At 62.7% G+C, this 22843-nt stretch carries 20 protein-coding genes; 13 read left to right on the forward strand and 7 right to left on the reverse strand.

Features of this window, described 5'->3' with window-relative positions; genetic code table 11:
- The first annotated feature begins 3 nt into the window (after positions 1 to 3).
- The 4 genes from AC2YJX_RS25735 to AC2YJX_RS25750 are packed head-to-tail and all read left to right on the forward strand — an operon-like array spanning position 4 to position 3751.
- Positions 4 to 780, forward strand: coding sequence for a cupin domain-containing protein (locus AC2YJX_RS25735; RefSeq protein ID WP_487257678.1), 777 nt, complete (start codon positions 4 to 6; stop codon positions 778 to 780).
- A gap of 33 nt (positions 781 to 813) precedes the next feature.
- Entirely contained in the window at positions 814 to 1740 is a 927-nt protein-coding gene (locus AC2YJX_RS25740; RefSeq protein WP_487257679.1) for a 2-hydroxyacid dehydrogenase, read from the forward strand.
- A 41-nt stretch (positions 1741 to 1781) separates the two neighbouring features.
- Positions 1782 to 2777: an ornithine cyclodeaminase family protein gene (locus tag AC2YJX_RS25745; RefSeq protein ID WP_487257680.1), complete on the forward strand. Its 996-nt coding sequence runs from the start codon at positions 1782 to 1784 to the stop codon at positions 2775 to 2777.
- Positions 2774 to 3751 carry a threonine ammonia-lyase gene (locus AC2YJX_RS25750; protein WP_487257681.1) on the forward strand — a complete coding sequence of 326 codons (978 nt, stop codon included), beginning with the start codon at positions 2774 to 2776 and terminating at the stop codon, positions 3749 to 3751. Before AC2YJX_RS25745 ends, AC2YJX_RS25750 begins: the two co-directional genes overlap by 4 nt.
- 66 nt (positions 3752 to 3817) lie before the next feature.
- Here the strand turns inward: AC2YJX_RS25750 and AC2YJX_RS25755 are convergent, their stop codons facing one another.
- Positions 3818 to 4324: an HAD family hydrolase gene (locus tag AC2YJX_RS25755; RefSeq protein WP_487257682.1), complete on the reverse strand. Its 507-nt coding sequence runs from the start codon at positions 4322 to 4324 to the stop codon at positions 3818 to 3820.
- A 475-nt stretch (positions 4325 to 4799) separates the two neighbouring features.
- On the opposite strand from AC2YJX_RS25755, the gene AC2YJX_RS25760 reads away from it, so the two are divergent.
- The 3 genes from AC2YJX_RS25760 (at position 4800) to AC2YJX_RS25770 (ending at position 8465) form a co-directional block, all read left to right on the forward strand.
- Entirely contained in the window at positions 4800 to 6203 is a 1404-nt protein-coding gene (locus AC2YJX_RS25760) for an aminotransferase class III-fold pyridoxal phosphate-dependent enzyme (protein ID WP_487257683.1), read from the forward strand.
- A gap of 85 nt (positions 6204 to 6288) precedes the next feature.
- Positions 6289 to 6783 carry an Lrp/AsnC family transcriptional regulator gene (locus tag AC2YJX_RS25765; protein WP_487257684.1) on the forward strand — a complete coding sequence of 165 codons (495 nt, stop codon included), beginning with the start codon at positions 6289 to 6291 and terminating at the stop codon, positions 6781 to 6783.
- A 356-nt stretch (positions 6784 to 7139) separates the two neighbouring features.
- Positions 7140 to 8465, forward strand: coding sequence for an NAD(P)/FAD-dependent oxidoreductase (locus tag AC2YJX_RS25770; RefSeq protein ID WP_487257698.1), 1326 nt, complete (start codon positions 7140 to 7142; stop codon positions 8463 to 8465).
- Between the two features lie 271 nt (positions 8466 to 8736).
- On the opposite strand, the gene AC2YJX_RS25775 is transcribed toward AC2YJX_RS25770, so the two are convergent.
- Both AC2YJX_RS25775 and AC2YJX_RS25780 read right to left on the reverse strand, forming a co-directional pair.
- Positions 8737 to 9972, reverse strand: a complete 1236-nt coding sequence (locus tag AC2YJX_RS25775; RefSeq protein ID WP_487257685.1) for an amidohydrolase — start codon at positions 9970 to 9972, stop codon at positions 8737 to 8739.
- Positions 9973 to 10537: 565 nt separating this feature from the next.
- Positions 10538 to 11428: a LysR family transcriptional regulator gene (locus AC2YJX_RS25780; RefSeq protein ID WP_487257686.1), complete on the reverse strand. Its 891-nt coding sequence runs from the start codon at positions 11426 to 11428 to the stop codon at positions 10538 to 10540.
- 112 nt (positions 11429 to 11540) lie between these two features.
- Here AC2YJX_RS25780 and AC2YJX_RS25785 point away from each other — a divergent pair, with 112 nt between their 5' ends.
- From AC2YJX_RS25785 to groL, 6 genes are all read left to right on the forward strand, one after another.
- Positions 11541 to 11987, forward strand: a complete 447-nt coding sequence (locus tag AC2YJX_RS25785) for an ester cyclase (protein ID WP_440597352.1) — start codon at positions 11541 to 11543, stop codon at positions 11985 to 11987.
- Positions 11988 to 12003: 16 nt separating this feature from the next.
- On the forward strand, positions 12004 to 12924 hold the full coding sequence (locus tag AC2YJX_RS25790; protein ID WP_487257687.1) for an NADP-dependent oxidoreductase: 921 nt from the start codon (positions 12004 to 12006) through the stop codon (positions 12922 to 12924).
- A 15-nt stretch (positions 12925 to 12939) separates the two neighbouring features.
- Positions 12940 to 13845: an SDR family NAD(P)-dependent oxidoreductase gene (locus AC2YJX_RS25795; protein ID WP_487257688.1), complete on the forward strand. Its 906-nt coding sequence runs from the start codon at positions 12940 to 12942 to the stop codon at positions 13843 to 13845.
- A gap of 40 nt (positions 13846 to 13885) precedes the next feature.
- A complete protein-coding gene (locus AC2YJX_RS25800; protein WP_440597349.1) occupies positions 13886 to 14626 on the forward strand; it encodes an SDR family oxidoreductase in 741 nt (246 codons plus the stop codon).
- A gap of 467 nt (positions 14627 to 15093) precedes the next feature.
- Positions 15094 to 15384 carry a co-chaperone GroES gene (locus AC2YJX_RS25805; RefSeq protein ID WP_055395161.1) on the forward strand — a complete coding sequence of 97 codons (291 nt, stop codon included), beginning with the start codon at positions 15094 to 15096 and terminating at the stop codon, positions 15382 to 15384.
- Between the two features lie 94 nt (positions 15385 to 15478).
- On the forward strand, positions 15479 to 17131 hold the full coding sequence (groL, locus tag AC2YJX_RS25810; protein WP_055395159.1) for a chaperonin GroEL: 1653 nt from the start codon (positions 15479 to 15481) through the stop codon (positions 17129 to 17131).
- Between the two features lie 147 nt (positions 17132 to 17278).
- Here the strand turns inward: groL and AC2YJX_RS25815 are convergent, their stop codons facing one another.
- The 4 genes from AC2YJX_RS25815 to edd form a co-directional block, all read right to left on the reverse strand.
- Positions 17279 to 19384: a TonB-dependent siderophore receptor gene (locus tag AC2YJX_RS25815; RefSeq protein ID WP_487257689.1), complete on the reverse strand. Its 2106-nt coding sequence runs from the start codon at positions 19382 to 19384 to the stop codon at positions 17279 to 17281.
- Between the two features lie 321 nt (positions 19385 to 19705).
- On the reverse strand, positions 19706 to 20005 hold the full coding sequence (locus AC2YJX_RS25820) for a DUF805 domain-containing protein (protein ID WP_218298755.1): 300 nt from the start codon (positions 20003 to 20005) through the stop codon (positions 19706 to 19708).
- A gap of 222 nt (positions 20006 to 20227) precedes the next feature.
- The gene (gene eda / locus AC2YJX_RS25825) at positions 20228 to 20857 is read right to left on the reverse strand and encodes a bifunctional 4-hydroxy-2-oxoglutarate aldolase/2-dehydro-3-deoxy-phosphogluconate aldolase (RefSeq protein ID WP_121422374.1); all 630 of its coding nucleotides are present in this window, start codon (positions 20855 to 20857) and stop codon (positions 20228 to 20230) included.
- A 161-nt stretch (positions 20858 to 21018) separates the two neighbouring features.
- On the reverse strand, positions 21019 to 22788 hold the full coding sequence (edd, locus tag AC2YJX_RS25830) for a phosphogluconate dehydratase (RefSeq protein ID WP_121422373.1): 1770 nt from the start codon (positions 22786 to 22788) through the stop codon (positions 21019 to 21021).
- Positions 22789 to 22843: the final 55 nt, after the last annotated feature.

A 22843-nucleotide genomic window follows, 5' to 3' on the forward strand; every position in this document is an offset into this window, starting at 1 on the left:
AGCATGTCCAAACTGCAGTCCGCCCTGGCCCCAGCGGCCGAAGCCACCCCGGTTCCCTCTTTCATCGACCTGCGCGCGTTTGCGCGGGATGCCCGCCAAGGCGTAGCCATGGAGTCCTCGGCAGGGGACGACCCCTTTCTTGTCCAGCGTCGCGCGCTGGACTGGGCGCCCGGTGGCCCAGTGACGGCGGGCGTCATCATGCTCGAAGCTGGCGGCGGCACGGTGCCGACCTTGCCCGCAGATGAGTTCATCATCGTCCACGAAGGACGCTTGACGCTCGTCCAACAGGGCGAGCGCCAGAACACCACGCTGACCTTGGAGCCCGGCCAGAGCGCCGTGATCCCGCACGGCGCGGAGTTCACTTGGTCGGCATCGGCGCCGGTATCGCTCATCTTCACGCGCTACAACCTCAGTCAGCCCGGCAGCGGTGTGATCGTGCCCATTCAGCAATCACCCGAACTCAAGCCCTCGGGAACGCCACCCCTGGACCTGTTGACCACGCCTGCCCCCTCCTGCCGCAATTTCACCGACTACCAATCGGCTGATGGCGAGTTCATGTGCGGCACCTGGGATTCCACGCCCTATGCGCGCCGCCCGCTCTTCTACAAACACTACGAGCTGATGCACCTGCTCCAGGGCAGTGTGGACTTTGTGGATGAAACGGGCCGCTGCGCCACCTTCTCCAAGGGCGACATCTTCCTCGTCGAGCAAGGCGCGCGCTGCACCTGGGACAGCCGCGAGCAGGTGGCGAAGGTGTACGTGATCTACCGTCCCAAGTAAACGGCCGGTTTGGCCGCAAACCCAAGTTCTGACATGACCTTTCTCTACAAAGCCGACCCAGTGCGCGGCGCGGTGTGGGCCGAGCTGTTGGCCCGCAAGATGCCGGAGCTGCCTTTTCGCATCTGGCCCGACATCGGCGACCCACAAGCGGTTCGCTTTCTGGCCGCGTGGCAGCTGCCGCAAGATTTGGCTGCGCAGTTCCCCAACCTGGAGATCCTGTTTTCCACGGGCGCTGGCACCGACCAGTTCGACTTCGCGGCCATCCCTCCCAGGCTGCCGGTGGTGCGCATGGTCGAGTCCGGCATCGTCCAGGGCATGGTTGAGTATGTGACTCTGGCTGTGCTGTCTCAACATCGCAGCTGGCGCACCTACCAGGACCAGCAACGCGCCGGCATCTGGCAGGCGCACCGCGTGCAACCGGCCTCGTCGCGCCGCGTGGGAGTTCTCGGGCTGGGAACGCTGGGCCGCGCAGTGCTGGAACGGCTGCGCAGCTTCGGCTTCCCGTGCGCGGGCTGGAGCCGGTCACCACAGCAGCTCTACGGAGTGGAGTGCCACCATGGGCCCCAAGGTCTACAGGACCTGCTGGCGCGCACCGACATCCTGGTCTGCCTGCTCCCACTGACCGACGGCACGCGCGGCATCCTCTGCCAAACGCTCTTTGACCAGTTACCCCGTGGTGCCACCGTGATCAACGTGGGCCGTGGCGGACATCTGGTGCAAGACGACCTGCTGCGTGCGCTGAACGCAGGGCAGTTGGGGAACGCCGTACTAGACGTCTGCGAGCCCGAGCCGCTGCCACCCGACCATCCGTTCTGGACGCACCCCCAGGTGGTACTCACGCCGCACATCGCCAGCATGACACAGCCAGAGACGGCGGTCGACGCCGTGATCGAGAACCTGAGCCGGTACCGTCAGGGACTGCCCATGGTGGGGCTGGTAGACCGGACGCTGGGCTACTGAAGCCCGCTCCATCCCGATCAATCTTCAGAAGTACAACCCCTATGAAAACGCTGCTGCTCAACAAAGGAGATGTGGGCCGATTGATCCACATGCGCGAAGTAATCGAGACAGTGGAGGAGGCCTACAAGGCCCTCAACAGCGGCCAGGTGACCCAACCACCCTACACCTGCATCCACCTGCCCCCGCCCCGGGGCGAGATCGATTTCAAGCTCAGCCACTGCGCCGCCAACGAGATCATCTCGATGAAGGCCTCGTCCGGCGGCTTTCCGAACAACCCCACCAAGTACGGCGTGCCCAGCGGCATGGGCACCGTCCTCCTGTTTGATGCGCGGACCTGCGCGCTCATCTGCGTGATGGACGGCAGCCTGCTCACCGGCCTGCGCACTGGGGCGGCCGGAGCGGTGTCGGTGAAGGCCCTTGCGCGCAAAAACGCAAAGACCGTCACCTCCATTGGCACCGGCAACCAGGCGCGGATGCAGATCCGCGCGATCCGCGAGGTGATGCAGATCGAGACCATTCACGCCTGGGACCATCACCCCGAGACCCTGGCCCAGTACCAAGCCGATATCGAGCACGATTTCGGCATTCCAGTCGTGGCCGCCCACTCCAAGCAAGCGGCGGTAGAGCAGGCCGACATCCTTGTCACTACCACGCGAGGAAAAGGCTCGCTGGTGGAAGCGGCCTGGGTGCGCCCCGGAACGCACATCGTGGCCATTGGAACCGACACATATGGAAAGCAGGAGTTCGAGCCCGAGATTTTCAGGGGAGCCAAGATTGTCAATGACTCCATTGCGCAGTGCCTGGAGAAGGGCGAGACCTGGCATCCGCTACACAGCAACATCATTCGCAAGGAAGACATCCACGCAGAACTCGGCGAAATTCTGCTAGGCAAAAAGTCCGGGCGCGAACGGGAGGACGAAATCACGATCTTCGACTCCACGGGCATGGCCATTCAGGACAACACCACCGCAGCCCGCATCTACCGCAATGCCATTGCTGGCCAGGTCGGCACGGCCTTTGAGTTCATTTCATCATGATTTCCCTGCTTGAACACCCCACCCTTCAGGACATTCTCCAAGCCCGCGAACGCCTGAGGCCCCACATCCGGCACACACCCTTGCTGCGTGCCGAGAAGATGGAACCCGCGCTCGGGTGCCAGTTGTACCTCAAGCCCGAAACACTACAGATCACCGGCGCTTTCAAGATCCGGGGCGCGCTGAACAAGTCGCTGTCGCTGCCGCGCGAGGCCCTGGCCCACGGCATCATCGCCACCTCTTCGGGAAACCACGCCCAGGGCCTGGCCTATGCCGCGCGCATGCTGGGCGTGAAGGCCATCCTGGTCGTGCCCGTCACCACGCCGAGCATCAAAGTGGAAAATACCCGGGCGATGGGCGCGGAGGTGATTCTGTTTGACGGCGACACCGCAGCCAGGTGGCAGCATGTGTACGAAATCGCAGCACAGAACCACTACACCATCGTGCATGCGTTCGAGGACCCGCTGGTCATGGCGGGCCAGGGGACCATTGGCTGTGAAATCCTCGAAGACCTGTCCGACGTGGACACAGTGATCATCCCAATGGGCGGAGGCGGTCTCATCTCCGGCATTGCCACCGCCATCAAGGAAACCAGGCCCTCAGTGCGGGTCATCGGCGCTGAGCCCGCCTTGACGCCCAAGTACTTCCACAGCCGACTCCACAAGGAGCGCACCTCGCTGCCGCTCAAGAACACCATTGCAGATGGCCTACGCATCAGCGTTCCGGGACAGAATCCCTATCCCATCATCGAAAAGTATGTGGACGAAATCATCCTGGTTGATGACGAGCACATAGTTGCGGGTATGCGCGCGTTAGCAAAGGATGCGAAGCTGATCGCGGAGCCGGCGGCCTCCATTGGCATTGGAGCCTTGTTGGCTGGTAGCGTAGAGCTCAAGCCTGATGAAAAAGTCTGTGTAGTTCTGACCGGTGGAAACTGGGATCTGTGCGATCTTGCTGAGATATATGCAGGTGGCTGAGCGACTCAGCAAAAGATGAGCGAACTACGGCATCTCCAACTGCCTCAGCTACTTCAATAGCAGGCATCACCTAGCCATGCGCCCGCAACCGAGCTGGTCGAACATGTATTCGAAGGTCTGCATGCGCGGCTTGTAGGCGCGCGCTTCCTCGGAGGTGTAGACCTTGTGGAACGGGGCCTTGAGGTGCGCGACGCTGTGGGGGATGAGGTCAACCATCGAGTTGGACAAGATCACCAACGGCACGTGCGGTGCGATGGCTTCCAGCACTTCCACGACGTTCGGGTGGGGCTGAAAGGTCGGCACTGCTGCGTACAAGGCAGTCGCATCCGATGGCAGGCATTCGACGCCATGCTTCGTGCAAGTGCGTTGAATGGAGTTTTCCAACACATCAAAAAAGGGCTTCCAGTCACCCAGCACCTCGTCGAGGCGATAGGCGCGGAAACTTTCCAGAAACGCCGGCATGCGCTCGGCTGGCACACGGTCCTTAAACAGGACCTTGGCCGTCGGCCCCATCTCGAAGTTGATGAGGGTTCCGTAGCAATCGAAGCTGATGAATTTGGGTTTGAATGTCATGGTTTGATCCTCTGCGTTGAGACGGAATAAGTCTATGGTTGCCCCCCTTTCAGGAGATGCCATATCGCAGCGGCCTGCACGCAGATTCGTTGTCAATCAACGGGATGTCTGGCACTTTTTGCCATCGCTGTTGAGCGGTGGCCGCGTCGAATGTCTGGTCATGCGGGGAGGCGATTGCCGGTCCCCTGGGAAGAACCCGTATTTCGAACGCAATGGCAAATATCGCCTTCATAGAACTCTGTCATGGGCAGCTGTTAGCTCTGAGGTAACTCCGTGCATGAACGCGCCCAGGAGGCAGCAACCAAACGAAGTGCTGTCTGCCCCTCCAACAACCGCACGCTACTTCGTCCGGCATCCTCAAAGCAGCATCACCTTGGTCGCTATTCGCCCTAACCTAGAGGCAATTGACGACAGGTGTTTTAGCGCCTGCCACCTTGTCTTCTGACCTTGTGCCTTGCCACCCATGGATACTGCAATGACTCACTCCGAAGCCCTTCCCCAGATCGCAGCACTGGACGCTCTGGACCGCGCCCACCTCATCCACCCCGTGTCCCCTTGGCGCACGCACGAAGCGCGCGGCCCTAACATTCTCACGGCCGCGCAGGGCATCTGGCTCACGGACGGCCGGGGCTACCAGTTGCTGGATGCCTTTGCAGGCCTGTGGTGCGTGAACGTGGGCTACGGACAAGAGAGCGTGGTGCAGGCCGCAGCCGAGCAAATGCGCAAGCTGCCCTACGCCACCGGCTACTTCCACTTCAGCAGCGAGCCCGCCATCCGTCTCGCCGAAAAATTGGTGCAGATTTCGCCCGCATCGCTGCAGCACGTGTACCTCACGCTGGGCGGGTCTGAATCGGTGGATGCTGCGGTGCGCTTCATCGTTCAGTACTACAACGCCATTGGAAAACCTGCCAAGAAGCACTTCATCGCTCTGGAGCGCGGATACCACGGCTCGTCGTCCACTGGCGCAGGCCTCACTGCGCTGCCCGTATTCCATCGCGGGTTTGACCTGCCGCTGCCCACGCAGCACTACATTCCATCGCCCAACCCCTACCGCGCGGCAAACCCGGCGGACGGCCAAGCCATCATCGATGCGTCGGTCGCGGCCCTGAAGGCCAAGGTGGCCGAGCTAGGCGCCGAAAACGTGGCGGCATTTTTCTGTGAGCCCATCCAAGGCTCGGGTGGGGTCATCGTGCCACCGCAGGGCTGGCTCAAGGCCATGCGCGAGGCTGCTAGAGCGCTTGATATCCTGTTCGTGGTGGACGAGGTCATCACCGGCTTCGGGCGTACTGGCCCCATGTTCGCCTGCGACGCCGAAGGCGTGGACCCCGATCTGATGACCGTGGCCAAGGGTCTGACTTCCGGCTACGTGCCCATGGGCGCCACGCTGATGAGCCACAAGGTCTATGCAGCCATCGCCGACGGAGCCCCCAAAGGCGCCCCCATTGGCCACGGCGCCACCTACTCCGCCCACCCGGTGAGCGCCGCCGTGGCGCTGGAGGTGCTCCGTCTGTATGACGAAGGAGGCGTTCTGGTCAATGGCCATCACGTAGCTCCGGTGTTCGCGCAGGGCTTGGACGACCTCCTGACCCACCCGCTGGTGGGCGACTCGCGCCACCGTGGCCTGCTCGGCGCACTGGAGCTCGTTAGCAACAAGGCCACCAAGGCGGGCTTCGATGCCACGCTGGACCTGCCTGGCCGCATGGCGGCCACCAGCTACCGCAACGGCATCGTGTTCCGTGCGTTTGGCGACAACATTTTGGGCTTTGCTCCGGCGTTGACCTTCACTGAGTCCGATTTCGGCTTGATGTTTGAGCGCTTGAAAAAGACTTTGGATGACGTGCTCAACGCCCCTGAGGTGCGTGCCGCCCTGAAAGACTGACGCGGTGTAACTCCCACTCCAGCCTACGCTGACGCCGAAGCAAAATGTCTGTCACCTCTTCTTCCCTGTGCACCAGGAGACCATGATGACTGAAGCCTTCAAAATTGACCGCCTGGACCTGCGCATACTCGCGCAGTTGCAGAAAAATGGGCGGATGACCAATGTCGATCTGGCGGACGCGGTGGGCTTGTCTCCCAGCCCCTGCCTCATCCGCGTCAAGCGTCTGGAGCAGGCGGGATACATCGCTGGGTATGGCGCCCACTTGCGGCTAGAGAAGCTGGGCGACACGCTCACCGTGTTCACAGAGGTGACCCTCTCCGATCATCGCCGCGAAGACTTTGCCCGCTTTGAGACAGCCATTCGCGAGGTAGACGAAGTGCTCGAATGTCACTTGGTCAGCGGAGGCTATGACTATCTGTTGCGCTTTCTGACTCGGGGTGTAAATCACTATCAAGAAGTGATTGAAGACCTGCTTGAGCGCAATCTGGGTATCTCCAAATACTTCAGCTACATCGTCATCAAGTCGCCATTCATCAAAACACACTGTCCGATCGAACGCCTGTTTCCGCACCAGCACTAAGCAAGTCCTGCGGCTCTGAGACGCGAGACGACCCCGGTGGTTGATGCGCAGAGCCAGGACAGAGCGAATGGGCTGTCCTCAACCAAGCCATGCTGCCCGAGACGCTCCACTCCGAATAGATAGCGGCCGCAGGTTGCACTTGCTGTGAGTGACAGGCCTCACGCCAGCCGATTTCCGGCTGCCTTGCGAGGCGCTCAACGCTGACTTTTTAGCGGCGCTGTATCGAGAACAAGAACCCTCGCCAAGCTCACCCAATTCGGTACCCCATTCGATATGCCACACCTACCATCCACCACATGAATTGGCCTATGACAACGCACTACCACCCCAGCGCTGAAGCTGCGGACCGCACCGCCATTCTGCAGCCCCTGCGCATCATCGAGAGTTCGCGAAAAGTGCCGACGCACGCAGATGCCGTCGTCATTGGCGGCGGAATCATCGGTGTATTCGCGGCCTACTACATGGCTCGACGAGGCCTCTCCGTCGTGGTGCTCGAAAAGGGCAGCATCGGTGCAGAGCAATCTAGTCGCAACTGGGGCTGGTGCCGTCAGCAGAATCGCGACGCGCGCGAGCTACCGATGGCAACTCGGAGCCTCGAACTCTGGGAACAGTTCGCCGCAGAAACGGGCGAAGACACGGGGTTCAAACGTTGTGGCCTGTTCTACCTCAGCAACGATGAGGCAGAAATTGCGCGCTGGGCCCGGTGGCGCGACTTTGCAAAAACTGCGGGTGTGACCACTCATATGCTCAGTGGCCGCGAGGCCAGCGAACGCGGCCGGACCACGGGACGTACTTGGAAAGGGGGCGTATTCTCGCCCAGTGACGGCACTGCCGACCCTGGTAAAGCAGCACCTTCTGTGGCTGCGGCCTTTTTGAAACTGGGCGGTACCGTTCTTCAGAACTGCGCTGCACGCGGGATTGAGCGTGAGGCAGGGCGTGTGAGCGGTGTGGTGACTGAGGCCGGTACGATCAAGACCAACACCGTTGTCTATGCGGGTGGCGCGTGGGCATCGTCGTTCTGCCGCCAGCTAGGCATACGATTCCCGCAGGCCACAGTCCGCCAAACTATCGTGCGTGTCTCTGGCGCAGCCGAACGCCTTCCGGATGCGCTGCACACTGCGCGCGTTTCCGTCACACGCCGCAGCGATGGCAGCTACAACTTGGCCATTAGCGGGCGGGGGCGGGTTGACCCTACGCCGCAGCTGCTGCGTTTTGCACCACAGTTCCTGCCCATGTTTGCCAAACGCTGGCGCAACGTTTTTCCGGGTGGTCTAGAGGGACTGCGCGGTGGTCACGAAACGCTCGCCAGGTGGCAATTGGACGCCCCGACCCCCATGGAGCGCATGCGGATCCTCAACCCCCGCCCCGATGCCGCCGCAGTGCGCCAGACCTATGAGCGTGCCATCGATTTGTTGCCTGCTCTCAACAAGACTGGTGTCGCCAGTGCCTGGGCGGGCTTTGTGGACAACACCCCCGATGGTGTCCCCGGGATCGGCGAAGTGGCTGAACTGCCTGGCTTCATTCTCGCGGCAGGCTTCTCGGGTCATGGCTTCGGTATTGGTCCCGGGGCTGGCCATCTGATCGCCGATTTGGTCACAGGTGTGGAGCCCATCTTCGACCCACGCCCATACGATCCGGCGCGTTTCCGGAATTCAGCATGGGGCAAGGTTGCGGACTTCTAATCCGGTGGATTACGCGCAGTTTCGGTGCAAGGGCCAGTGGCTAGATGAGCGAATGCGCCTGCGTTCTCCGCTGTGCCCACGCATGCACCTGCCAACACTTGAGTGAACTACATGCAGCCGAGCAGCGGCGCGGCGCCCCATCCGGAACGCGGGACCGTCAGTCTGGATTTTTGAGGTTCACCTCCAATTGGTAGCTTGCGTCGCCCGATTTGTAGGCACTGCAAGCTACCTCTTACGAGAAATCTCCTACCGTGCCCATGGCGATACGACTTTAGCCTGAGACGCTAGTTTCCAACGAACGAGTAGCGACCTCGCAGAACCAGCGCACTCCAAGTGGCAATGCATCGTCGTTGAAGTCATAGCAGGGGTGGTGCAACGCGCGCTCGCCATCGGGCCCAGGATCCGCACGGCCCTGGCCTAGCCACAGGTAGGCCCCCGGCTTACGCTGCAGCATGAAGGCAAAGTCTTCCGACGTGAACGCGGCACGCGGGGCCACCTCAGCGCAAAGGCCCACGGCGCGCGCAGCTTCCAGGGCCAGCGCTGCCTCGGCAGAGGTGTTCACAGTGGCGGGGTAGTAGCGAAGGTACTTCACCTCTACCTCGGTGCCACTGGCCAATGAAACTCCGTGCGCTGCGGCGCGCAGTGCGCCCTCAATGCGGTCCTGCGACGCTGCATCAAAACTGCGCACCGTGCCCGTGATCTGAACTTCAGCCGGCAGTACGTTGTGGCTGTGGCCTCCCTCGATTCTGGTGACAGACAACACGGCAGACTCACCGGGGTCAATGCGCCGCGCCACGATGGTGTTGAGCTGCGCAACCAACTGGCTGGCCGCCAGAATCGCGTCGGGCGTGTGGTGCGGCTGTGCTGCATGGCCGCCTTTTCCGCGCACGCTGATGTCGAACCGGTCAGCGGCGGCCATGATGGGCCCAGGGCGCGTCTGCACCTTGCCCAGTGGCAGATCGGGCCAGTTGTGCAGCGCAAACACGCGATCGCATGGAAAGCGTTCAAACAGTCCATCCTCGATCATGCGGGCAGCACCACCTTTGCCCTCCTCGGCGGGCTGAAAGATGAAATGCACAGTACCGCTCAGCCCGAGCGCCTTACGCGTACGCACCAACTGCTGGGCAGCGCCTAGCAACATGCTGGTGTGGCCATCGTGGCCGCAGCCGTGATGCTTACCTGGTGAGCGGCTTGCATAGGCGCGCTGGCCCAGCTCCAGCATAGGCAGTGCATCCATGTCCGCCCGAAGACCTACGCTTGGTACATCACTTCCGCAACTTTCGCCGCAGCGAAGTGTGCCCACAACGCCGGTTCCGCCTACACCTTCGTGCACCTCAAGACCCAAAAGCCGCAGAACATTGGCGACAATGCCCGCTGTACGCTGCTCTTCGAAAGCCAGTTCGGGGTGAGCGTGAAGGTCGCGGCGCAGCCCCATCAATTCGGGCAAAAGATCGTCCACCGGTGCGGAGATAGCCAGAAGGTTGCAGTCTTTAGATAGAGATTTCATTCTCTTGGCTCCCCCGAATAGGTTTGTGACACCAGCAGGAAGGAGCACCGATCTTGCATGGTGCTAATCGAACAGGCATCCACACCTACTTGGAGAATGCGCCCTCGATGGCACAGTATTTCTCCATCAAAAAATACCTCTTTGAAACACCATGAAGCCATAGTCCACTCCTGCAGCTAGCAATCAGTTCGCAGCCCTCCGGAGAGCGGTCTGCCGCACAAAAAATGCTGATCGAGCTTAGAAGTGAAGTGACTCTCGCGGGCACCAATCTACGTACCCGGAACAGCAGCAAGTTTCGTTTTGGTGGCCCGAATGCACACATGATTGAAGTCCTCTGACAAGAAGGCCAGACGGCGAGATCTTTTAGTAGTCTCTCGGTGCAAGTGTCGTGTTTTCGCTGCAAATCGCGTTCGCCGCTACGGGTGTTCAGAAAACGATCTGTCTACGCGAGGTCAGCATTGCAGCGGTTGCTGTCATCCGATCTGCGTCGTTGAACGCGTACTGTCGGCCAAAAAGCGGCCACTCCTGGTGGCAGTCAGTAGGCTAGGCGCTTCCAGCGCTGCGATCACAAGGCGGAGGACACCCGCTCGATGAGCCCACGCATCCACGCCTGCGCCGCGTTGGCGTCGGCCCGGCGGTGCCAGATCAGGTTAAGAACGATTTCCGGCAAGGCGACCGGCGGAGGGAAGAAGGCCAGTTCCTTGCTGGCCAGCGCATGCGACGCCACACGCTTCATGACCGTGGCGGCCAAGTCGGTGCGGGCGATGACGGCCGGCAGGGCGAACATCTGCGGCAGGGTCAGGCTCAGGGTGCGTTGCTTGCCGTGCAGCGCTAGTGCCTCGTCAACCAGCCCGTGGCGCTGGCCTTCCGGCGAAGCCAGGGCATGGGGCAGCGCGAGATAGGTTTTCAAGTTCATGCCGCGTCGTGCCGCCGGGTGGTCGCGGCGGAGAATGGTTATGAACTCATCCCGCAGGATGGGGCGCGCCAGGATGCGTTCTTCCGACTGGGTGGGCGTGACACCGATGGCCGCGTCGATGGCACCGGCATCGAGCAGACTCACCGCATGGTCCCGGTCGTGGTAGCCATGCACTTGTACGCAGATGCCCGGCGCCTCGGTGCCCAGCACCTGCATCAGCGGCGGCAACACGACGAAGGCAGCGTAGTCGGTCAGGCCCAGGTTGAAGGTCAGCCGGGCCTCCGACGGCACGAAGCCCGGTTGACGCACCAGGGCAGCCCGGATGCCGCCCAGCGCTTCCTGGATGGGCGCTGCCAGCTCGCGCGCCCGCGGTGTTGGCAATAGGCCGTCGGAGCTGCGGTGGAACAACGGGTCGCCCAACAGCAGGCGCAGCCGGGATAGGGCTGCGCTCATGGCCGGCTGGCTAACCCCCACATGCGCCGCAGCACGGGTCACATTCCGCTCAGCCATCAGTGCGTCGAAGGCCACCAGTAAATTCAAATCGACGCCATGAAAATCCATAAATCAAATAATCGTATATATCAGATATCTGTTGGACAGATTTTATCCTGGCATCAAAACTACAGGTCTTCCAAACCTGAAAGTAATAGCCATGATTACCCAAGACCTCGACATGACCGAACGCCTGCGCACCGAACGCCTGGCCGTCGAGACCCTGTACCGCGCCTTCAGCGAACAATCTCCAGACCTCGTTGACACCGTGCTCGCCCCGGACTGGGACGACATTCCGCTAGCACCCGGCCAGGAGTCCGGCCCCGCAGGCATCAAGCCCATCATCCAGAGCGTGGCCAAGGCCTTCCCCGATGTGCGCGTCGTTATCCATGACGTCATCCAGGCGCCGGGCCGCGTTGGCGTGCGCGCCGAGATCACCGGTACGCACCTGGGCGAGCTGTTCGGCATTGCCGCTACCGGCAAGAAGGTCAGCTTCCGCCTGCACGAGTTCCACACAGTCGAGAACGGCTTGGTCAAGACGACCTGGCACATGGAGGACTGGTTCGGCCTGTTCCTGCAACTCGGCCAATTCCCGCTGCAGGCCTGAGCCTAGGAGTACCCCCATGAAAGCAGCCATGATTTCCAGCTTCGGCGGACCTGATGTCATCACCACCGGCGAACTGTCGTTGCCCAGCCTGCAGCCTGACGCGGTGCACATCCGCATCGAGTCCGCAGGCCTCAACCCGCTGGACGTGAAGATGATCGCTGGCTACCTGCAGCAGGTCTTCCCGGTCAACCACCCCTACGTACCGGGCACTGACTTCAGCGGCGTCATCGTCGCCGTTGGCGCCCAAGTGCAGCACCTGCAAGTGGGCGAGCGCGTCTACGGCCGCACGTCCCCGGTCGTCGGCGGCGCCTTCGCCTCCGAATTGATGATCGCGGCCACCGAGGTTTGTCCCATCCCGGCTGACATGTCCTTTGAGCAGGCCGCATCCCTGCCTACCACCTTCGGCACCGCCCACCAGGCGCTGTTCGCTGTCGGAGAACTGGCCGCCGGCGAACGAGTGCTGGTACACGCGGCGGCCGGCGGCGTCGGCAACATGGCAGTGCAACTAGCTCGCCAAGCCGGCGCCCATGTCATCGCCACGGCCTCGGAGCGCAATGTGGAGCTGGTCAAGAGCCTGGGCGCCCACGAGGTCATCGACTACCGCACGCAAGACTTCAGCGCCCTACGGGACATAGACCTTGTGCTGGACCCGCTGGGTGGCGAGACCCTGGAAAAGTCTTGGGCGGTTTTGCGTGCGGGTGGCCGCATCGCCAGCCTAGTGGAGTTCGGCATCCAGGACCGCGACGGGAAGATCGGACGCTCGGTGTTTTTCGTCAGCGCGGCACCGACCCTCGCACTGGCCGTGGCGCACTTCCAGGCCGGTCAACTGCAGATCATCATTGACTCCGTCTACCCGCTGGCCGAAGCCCGCGCGGCGCTTGAAAAGCAGGCCACCGGCCACGCACGGGGCAAAGTGCTGATTCGCACCCCCGGCTGAACAAGGAGGTCAACCATGACAACCAAGAATCCGGAAGTGGTTTTGGTCACCGGCGCTGGCTCCGGCATCGGACGTGCCATTGCCCTGGCACTGGCGCGCGCTGGACACAAGGTGGTCGCGAGCATGCGGGAACCTGAAGGCCGCAACGCCGGGCGCAGCCTGGCTCTGCGCCAGTTGGCCGAGACGGAGGGGCTACGCCTGCAGGTACTCGAACTCGACGTGCTGTCGGAGACAGCGTGTCGCGCCGCAGTGGACGCCATCGAGGCCGAACACGGTCGGCTCGACGTGGTGGTCAACAACGCCGGCATGCTGATGACCGGCGTTACCGAAGCTTTCTCGGTGGAGCAGGTGGCCCGCATCATCGACACCAACGCTCTGTCCTGGCTGCGGGTCAACCGCGCGGTATTGCCGGTGATGCGGCGCCAGGGCCGTGGTGTACTGATGTATGTCGGCAGCACCACCTCGCGCCTGCACGAGCCCTGTATTGGCCCTTACGTGGCCAGCAAGGCTGCCGGTGATGCTTTGGCCGAAGCCATGGCGATGGAGGTCCGGCCCATGGGTATCGAGAGCATCATGCTGGTTCCGGGCGCGTTCACGCAGGGCACGGAGCATTTCGCAGATGCTCATAGTCCAGCCTATCCTGCCATCGTCCGGCAATACGGCCCCTTGGCTGAACGTCTGCAAACGCTCGGCGGCAAGCTAGACGCTATCGACGCAAAACTCGGCGGTGCACTGGATGTATCGGCCGTCGGCAGGGCGGCCGTGCATGCACTGGCCCATCCGCGCGGCAGCCGACCGTATCGCGTCACTGTGGATGGGCAGCAAAAGGGCACGGAGGCCATCGATCGCGTTTACCACGAGAAGCAAAGCGCATTTCTGCAGCGACTCGGCCTGGGAGATATGGTCCTGCCATGCGCCTAGGCACCACTCCTAAACCAACCAAATTTACAAGAAGTTCTCCATGAGCCCACCCTCCACCCGCGCCGCCATCGTGACCGGTGCGTCACGCGGCATCGGCCGTGACATCGCCTTGCGGCTGGCGCAAGACGGCCATGCCGTGGCTGTCGGCTATGCGCACGACCCGGCAAAGGCACAGGAAGTGGTAACCGCCATCGTAAACGGCGGTGGTCGTGCCCTCGCCATTCAGGCCGACGTGTCCGCGCAGGACGATGTCGAACGCCTGTTCTCAACCGCTCAATCGGCCTTCGGCCGGCTGGATGCGGTGGTCTGCAGTGCCGGCGTCATGGGTATGGCAACGGTGCGAATGGAAAACGTCGCGGATTTCGACTCCATGATGGCGGTCAACGCCCGCGGCACCTTCCTGGTGCTGGCGAAGGCTGCGGAAACGCTGGCCGAAGGCGGACGCATCGTGGCGCTCTCAAGCAGCGTCATTGCCAAGGCCTCGCCCGGCTATGGTCCATACATCGCGTCGAAGGCTGCCGTGGAAGGCTTGGTCCATGTGCTGGCCAACGAGCTGCGCGGGCGCGGCATTACCGTCAATGCCGTGGCACCTGGACCGGTCGCCACCGAGTTGTTTTTTAAGGGCAAGACCGAAGAGCAGGTGGCGATGCTGTCCAAAATGGCGCCGCTGGAGCGGCTGGGTGAACCCACAGACATCGCAGGCGCCGTCTCGTTCCTTTTGGGCCCTGACGGCGGCTGGGTGCATGGGCAGGTGCTGCGGGTAAACGGCGGATTCGCCTAAAGCCGCGCCCGTTCGCCCACTTCACTAATGTCTGCTTTGGACCGATTGCGTATGTCCAATGACAGCTGATCAACGACAGCAATCAGCCTTAGGCTGACGTAGTAGCAACCAAGTCACTGTCGAATGCAGCCGATAGTTTGCACTTACTTCTATTTTTTCAATTCTGATTCTTTGCGGCTCAGAGGGTGGTAAACAGATCACGTGCCCAGTCCCTGCGCGCCAGCGGGTCGTCAAATCTAAAGTTAAGTGGCGGAAAAACGAAAGTAGAGTGGCGTTCCGCAGCAGCCACCGCACCGCCCACCAGGTTCCGAAATCTGTAGGGCATCTTGAAACCGTCACAAATGCCCGTATCATTAGCACTCACCGCAGACGAGTGCTAACACCGCCTTGGCTGCCGGAAGTTTGGTAGCGCCTGGGCCTCCAGGCGCTGAGTACGTCAGCTTTTTACTGAAAACAGGAGCATTGCAATGAACCTTCGCCCTCTGCACGATCGCGTGATCGTCAAGCGTATCGAAAGCGAAACCACGACCGCCTCCGGCATCGTGATCCCTGACAACGCCGCTGAAAAGCCCGATCAAGGTGAAGTGCTGGCCGTCGGCCCCGGCAAGAAGAACGACAAGGGCGACGTGATCGCCCTGAACGTGAAGGTCGGTGACCGCGTTCTGTTCGGCAAGTACTCGGGCCAGACCGTCAAGGTCAACGGCGATGAGCTGCTGGTCATGAAGGAAGACGATCTGTTCGCAGTGGTCGAGAAGTAATTCTCCCGCTGATCCGCTCATCTTTTCATAGCTGCTACTGCTTACTGTATAAGCGCTAGCGGCCAATTTGAACCCAATTTTCAGGAGCTCCAAAATGGCAGCAAAAGACGTAGTTTTCGGCGGCGAAGCCCGCGCACGCATGGTTGAAGGCGTGAACATCCTGGCCAACGCGGTCAAGGTGACTCTGGGCCCCAAGGGTCGCAATGTGGTGCTGGAGCGCTCGTTCGGCGCCCCTACCGTGACCAAGGACGGTGTGTCCGTGGCCAAGGAAATCGAACTCAAGGACAAGCTGCAGAACATGGGCGCCCAGCTCGTGAAGGAAGTGGCCTCCAAGACCAGCGACAACGCTGGTGACGGCACCACCACCGCTACGGTGCTGGCACAAGCCATCGTTCGCGAAGGCTTCAAGTACGTGGCCGCTGGCATCAACCCGATGGACCTGAAGCGCGGTATCGACAAGGCTGTGACGGCCCTGGTTGCCGAGCTGAAGAAGGCTTCCAAGCCCACCACCACCTCCAAGGAAATCGCCCAAGTGGGTTCGATCTCCGCCAACTCCGACGAAACCATCGGCAAGCTGATCGCTGACGCCATGGACAAGGTTGGCAAGGAAGGCGTGATCACCGTGGAAGACGGCAAGTCGCTGGACAGCGAACTGGACGTCGTGGAAGGCATGCAGTTTGACCGCGGCTACCTGTCGCCCTACTTCATCAACAACCCCGAAAAGCAATCCGCGATTCTGGACAACCCCTTCGTGCTGCTGTTCGACAAGAAGATCAGCAACATCCGCGACCTGCTGCCTACGCTGGAGCAAGTTGCCAAGGCTGGCCGTCCCCTGCTGATCATTGCCGAAGAAGTCGAAGGCGAAGCCCTGGCTACGCTGGTGGTCAACACGATTCGCGGCATCCTGAAGGTTGTGGCTGTGAAGGCTCCAGGCTTTGGCGACCGTCGCAAGGCCATGCTGGAAGACATCGCCATCCTGACGGGCGGCAAGGTCATCGCTGAAGAAGTGGGCCTGACGCTCGAAAAGGTGACGCTGGCCGACCTGGGCCAAGCCAAGCGCATCGAAGTGGGCAAGGAAAACACCATCATCATCGACGGCGCTGGCGCTGCAGCTGACATCGAAGCCCGCGTCAAGCAAGTGCGCGTGCAGATCGAAGAAGCCACGTCCGACTACGACCGCGAAAAGCTGCAAGAGCGCGTGGCCAAGCTGGCTGGCGGCGTGGCCGTGATCAAGGTTGGCGCTGCCACCGAAGTCGAAATGAAGGAAAAGAAGGCCCGCGTGGAAGACGCACTGCACGCTACCCGTGCAGCTGTGGAAGAAGGCGTCGTGGCTGGCGGCGGCGTGGCTCTGCTGCGTGCCAAGCAAGCTGTGGGCGACTCGGTCAAGGGCGACAACGCTGACCAGGAAGCCGGTATCAAGCTGGTGCTCAAGGCCATCGAAGCGCCTCTGCGCGAAATCGTGAACAACGCTGGTGGCGAAGCCTCCGTCGTGGTGAACGCTGTGTTGGCCGGCAAGGGCAACTACGGCTTCAACGCCTCGAACGACACCTACGGCGACATGCTCGAACTGGGCATTCTGGACCCCACGAAGGTCACCCGTACTGCCCTGCAAAACGCTGCCTCCGTGGCATCGTTGCTGCTGACGACCGAAGCCATGGTTGCTGAAGCGCCCAAGGACGAGGCCGGCGCTGGCGGCGGCATGCCCGACATGGGTGGCATGGGTGGCATGGGCGGCATGGGCATGTAATGGCCGGCCGCTCCGGGTGGAACCCAGGTTCTGCCCGGTAGCCCCAAAAAAACCCCGCAGGTTGCAAAACCTGCGGGGTTTTTTCCTTGCCGGGCCGACATCCACGGGTGAATGCCGCCGGTGCAGCAGATCGCCCCGATGGGTCGGTCAGAACCTGTAGGTCGCGCTCAGCACCACATTGCGCCGTGTCGCCCACCAGCAGTCACCACGCGCCAGACAGGTGCTCATGTACTTCTTGTCGGCCAGGTTGCTGATATTGAGCGCGTAGCGCCAGTCCTGGCTGTCGTAGGCCAGCAGCGCATCCACCACACCGGCCGCCGGAACCTTCGGCCCCGTGCCGTCGCGGAACGACGACAGCCAGCGGTACCCCGCACCGGCCGAGAAGCCGCGCACGCCGCCAATGGAGAACCGGTACACGCCCCACACGGCCGCCTGGTGGCGCGGCAGGTTTTCCAGCAGCGGATCGACGTCCGTGTAGTTGTAGTGGGCGGTCAGGTCAAACGCCGTGGCCACGCGCGCCTTGTATTCCAGCTCCAGGCCCTTGTTGCGGGTCTGGCCCACCTGCAGCGAGTTGTCGGGGTTGGTCGGGTCGGCCACCTTCTGGTTCTTTTCCTTGAGGTCGTACACCGCCGCCGTGAACTGGGTGGTGCCGCCTGAGGGGGCATATTTCACGCCCACCTCGATCTGTTCGCCCTCCAGCGGCTTGAAGCGCTGGCCCGAGGCGTTGGTGCCGCTCACGGGGCTGAAGGATTCGGCATAGCTGATGTAGGGCGTCCAGCCGCCCCCCAACTGGTACATCGCACCGAGGCGTTTGGTGGTGTCGCTGGTGCGGTCATCGGACTGGCCTGCCAGGCTGTTCACAGCACGGTCGTGGCGCAGGCCGGCGATGAACATCCAGTTGCCCCACTTCATCTGGTCCTGCACATACAGGCCGCTTTGGCGCTGCACGTTCTCAGGCCGTGCGATGAGCGTCGGGTTCAGAACGTTGCCGTACACCGGGGCGTAGGCATCGATGGGCGTGTTGTACGCATCGTCGGCCTCGTTCTTGTTCTCGGTCTGCCGGTTCCAGTCCACACCCAGCAGCAGTTGGTGGCTGAGGGCGCCGGTGGTGAGGTTGCCCTGCAGGTGGGTGTCCACCGCCGCCATGCGGGTGCGCGTGACGTTCTTGCCGTAGACGCGGTCAATCAGCCGCTGGTTGACAGGGTCTGCGCCCCAGCCACCCGTGATGGTGAAGAAATCGGCATAGTGGTAGCCACCGCGGTTCTCATTGCGTGCCAGGCGCAGGTTCTGGCGCACCGCCCATGCGTCGTTGAAGCGGTGCTCGAACAGGTAGCCGAGGGATTGCCGGTCGCTGTCGTAATAGTCGCCCGGCTCGCCGATGAAGCGGTTGATGGGCAGCTGGCCATTGGGGTTGGGCAACAGCGTGCCCGACCAGGGCAGGAACTGCGCCGTGGTGCCCGTGCGGTCCTGCTGCCAGTGGGCCTGCAGCACCAGCGAGGTCGCGGCATTGGGGCGCCAGGCGAGCGAGGGCGCAATCAGGCGCCGGTCGTTCTGCACATGGTCCGTCTGCGTGCCCGCATCGCGCGCCACGGCCACAAGACGGTACGACCATTCGCCGTCCTTCGTGAGCGGGCCGGTCAGGTCGGCCTGCAGCTGCTTGCGGCTCCAGCTGCCCAGCTGCACGCCCACTTCGCGCTGCGCTTCCTGCAACGGGCGCTTGCTGACCATGTTGACCACGCCCGCCACCGTGCCCGCGCCAAACAGCATGCCCGACGGGCCGCGCAGCACTTCAATGCGCTCGAGCGTGTAGGGTTCGGCGGGGGTGGTGCTGGTGTACCAGTTGTAGTTCTGGCGCAGACCATCCAGGTACGTGTCGGGGGAGCTGCCGCGCACCCGCACACTGTCGGCGCGGCTGTCCAGGCCATAGGCGTCGCTGCGCACCCCGGCGGCATACAGCAGCGCCTCTTGGAAGGTCGTCGCACCCTGGTCCACGATCTGGTCGCGCGTGACCACGGTGACGGACTGGGGGGTTTCGGCCAGGGGCGTGTCGGTCTTGGTGGCCGTGGCCGCGTTGCGGGCACGGTAGCCGACCACCGGCGCGGTGGCCGATTCTTTCTCGGCGCTCGCGTCCACGCGCACCTCGGACAAGGTGGCTCCCACGTCCTGGGCCTGGGCCGCGACCCAGGCGGGGACGCCTCCAAAAGCCAACGCAATACCCATGTAGACTGCGGTCCGCTGATGCTGGAGTTTCATGATTTTCAAGAATAGAAATAAGAATGATTACTATTCTAAAAATCAAACCACACAAGTGCGCGTTCCAGATACAAGATGTCGTACAACAGCAACAAGTTGCGCTCGGATCGCAGTGAGATTGCTTCTATTTTTATAGCTATTTGCGCTTATCAAGAAAGCGCCAGAGCCACTTTTGACCAATATTCGCGCTGCACAAGGTTGCGGTACCTCTCTGGTACCTCGGAGCCCCCGCCACACCCCCACAAAAAAGCCCGCTGACCGTAAGACCAGCGGGCTTGGCGCGGGCGGACTCAGAGAGAGCCCGCAGCGGCGTCGCAAAGATCAGGCCTCGCTGGGCTGCACCCACCAGTAGATCAGCAGCAGCACGCCGATGCCGGTCAGCGTCAGCAGTTGCCACCAGCCCGAGCGGCCAATGTCGTGCAGTCGGCGCGCGCCCACGGCGAATGCGGGCAGCAGCAGCGCGATGGAGACGATGCCGGAGACCACGTCACCCAGGAAGCTGGCGATCACCATGACGATGATCTGGAACAGGAAAAACCACCAGAACTCGGAGCGCACGGCGCGGCCCGAGAAACCCGCGTACTGCCCCAGGCAGCTTTTGATAGCCGAAACAAAATCCATACTGAACTCCCTCTCTTTGAAACGTAAAGCCGTTGTGGCAGGGCCAAGCCCCGCGCCATGATAGGGGCGCGCAGGGCAGCAAGTCCACACGCCCAGTCACCCCACCGACTGCACCTCACTCTGCAGGCGGACCAGGGAACGACGGATGCTTCTATTCTTATAGCTATCAGCGCTTACAGGACAAGCGCTAGAGCCATTTTTTCGCCTCAGATCCTGGAAAACTCAAACGGCCTTGCGCAGCGCATGCGTCTCGCGCGCCAGCTGGGTGATGCGCGCCCAGTCGCCCGCACGCACGGCGTCGGCGGGCGTCAGCCACGAACCGCCCACGCAGCGCACATTGGGCAGCGCCAAGTAGTTGGGCGCAGTGGCCAGGCTGATGCCACCCGTGGGGCAAAAGCTGACCTGGCCAAACGGACTGGCCCAGGCCTTGAGCAGAGGGATGCCGCCCGCGGCCTCGGCCGGGAAGAGCTTGAGGAACGAGAACCCATCGGCCAGCGCGGCCATGATTTCGCTGGACGTGGCCACACCGGGCAGAAGCGGCAAATTCAGGCCCTTGCAGGCGCCGCCCACTTCGGAGGTGTAGCCAGGACTCACCGCAAAACGTGCACCGGCCTCGCTCGCGCGGCGCGCATCGTCGGCGTTGAGCACCGTGCCCACGCCCACCACGGCCTCGGGCAAATTGCGCGCAATGGCTTCGATGGCGGGCAGGCCAGCAGCGGTGCGCAGTGTGACTTCCAGCACCTTCACGCCACCGGCCAGCAGCGCCTCGGCCAGGGGCAGCGCGTCTTCCACGCGGTCGATCACGATGACGGGGATGACGGGGCCATGGCTGGCGATGTCAATGGGATTCATGGAAATACTCCTTGATGTTGGATGCCGCACGCGGCGTATGACAGGGGCGCGGCCCATACCAGTGCACCCGTGGAACTGGCTTCGCCAGGCCACTGGGTGCGTCCCCCTCCCGCGCAGCGAGAGAGGGTGAAGGCGCGCAGCGACTCAGGGGGTGCATCCTGCTACAACCATGTGCAGGCTCCTTGTTCGGCGCCGCCAGCGTGGCGGCGAAAGTTGGTGAAGAGCTCACGGCCAAAGCCGGTCGCGGGAGGGGCGGTGTAAGGCGCCAAGGGGCGTGCCGCCCAGGTGGCTTCATCGACCAGCACATCCAGCGTGCCGGCAACGGCGTCCACCCGCACGATGTCGCCGTCCAGCACCTTGGCCAGCGGGCCACCGGCCAGTGCCTCGGGCGTGACGTGGATGGCGGCGGGCACCTTGCCCGATGCGCCGCTCATGCGGCCGTCGGTGACCAGCGCCACTTTGAAGCCCTGGTTCTGCAGCACGGCCAGCGGAGGGGTGAGCTTGTGCAGCTCGGGCATGCCATTGGCCTGCGGGCCCTGAAAGCGCACCACGGCCACCATGTCCTGCTGCACCTCGCCCGCAGCAAAGGCGGCGAGCAAAGCCTCTTGCGAATCGAACACGCGCGCAGGCGCTTCGATGATGTGGCGGTCTTCGGGCACGGCCGACACCTTGATCACCGCGCGACCCAGGCGCCCTTGCAGCAGGCGCAACCCGCCGGTGGGCGAGAACGGCCGGGTCACGGGGCGCAACACGGTTTCATCGCCCGACACCGCCGGAGCGCCCTGCCCGCCTGCGGCAATGCCGCCGGTGTTCACGCTCATCACATCGGGGTGCATGAAGCCGCCGGCCAGCAGCTCGCGCAGGATCCACGCGGGGCCACCTGCGGCCTGGAACTGGTTCACGTCGGCATCGCCATTGGGGTACACGCGGGCCAGTAGCGGCACGGCGGAAGACAGCTCGTCAAAGTCCGACCAGTCGATCAGGATGCCCGCGCTGCGCGCAATGGCCACCCAGTGGATCAGATGGTTGGTGGAGCCGCCCGTGGCCAGCAAGGCCACCATGGCATTGACGATGCAGCGCTCGTCCACCACGCGTCCGATGGGCGTGAAGCGCGCACCGCGCTTGCCGATGTCGAGCACCGTGCGCACGGCCTGCCGCGTGAAGGCTTCGCGCTCTTCAGTGCCGGGCGGTGCAAAGGCCGCGCCAGGCACGTGCAAGCCCATGGCTTCCAGCAGCATCTGGTTGCTGTTGGCCGTACCGTAGAACGTGCAGGTGCCGGGGCTGTGGTACGCGGCCGATTCGGCCTTGAGCAATTCATCACGCCCCACGAGGCCCTGCGCGTACTGTTCGCGCACCTTGGATTTGTCCTTGTTCGACAGGCCCGTGCCCATGGGGCCTGCGGGCACAAACACGCAGGGCAGGTGCCCGTAGTGCAGCGCACCGATCAAAAGGCCGGGCACGATCTTGTCGCACACGCCCAGCAGCAGTGCGCCATCGAACACATCATGGGACAGCGCTACCGCAGTAGCCATGGCAATGGCATCGCGGGAGAACAGCGACAGCTCCATGCCGGGCGTGCCCTGCGTGACGCCATCGCACATGGCGGGCACACCGCCTGCAACCTGCACCGTCGCGCCGTGCTGTACAGCTTCGTCGCGCAAAACAGCGGGGTAACTCTGGTACGGCTGGTGGGCCGACAGCATGTCGTTGTAGGCCGTGACCACGCCAATGTTGGGCGCTTTTTCGACCGTAACCTTGAACTTGTCAGAGCCCGGAAGTGCCGCATAGGCATGGGCCAGATTGGCACAGCCCATGCGGTCTTGTGCGGGCTTGCGGGCGATCATGGCGTCGATGCCTGCGAGGTAAGCGCCGCGGGTGTCTGCGCTGCGCTGGACAATGCGCTCGGTCACGCGCGCTACAACTGGGTGCATGGAAGTCTCCATCGGTGGGTGGCAGGACCCCGTGCGTGGCGCCGGAGCCCGTTGT

The organism is Acidovorax sp. SRI_002, assembly GCF_057586455.1.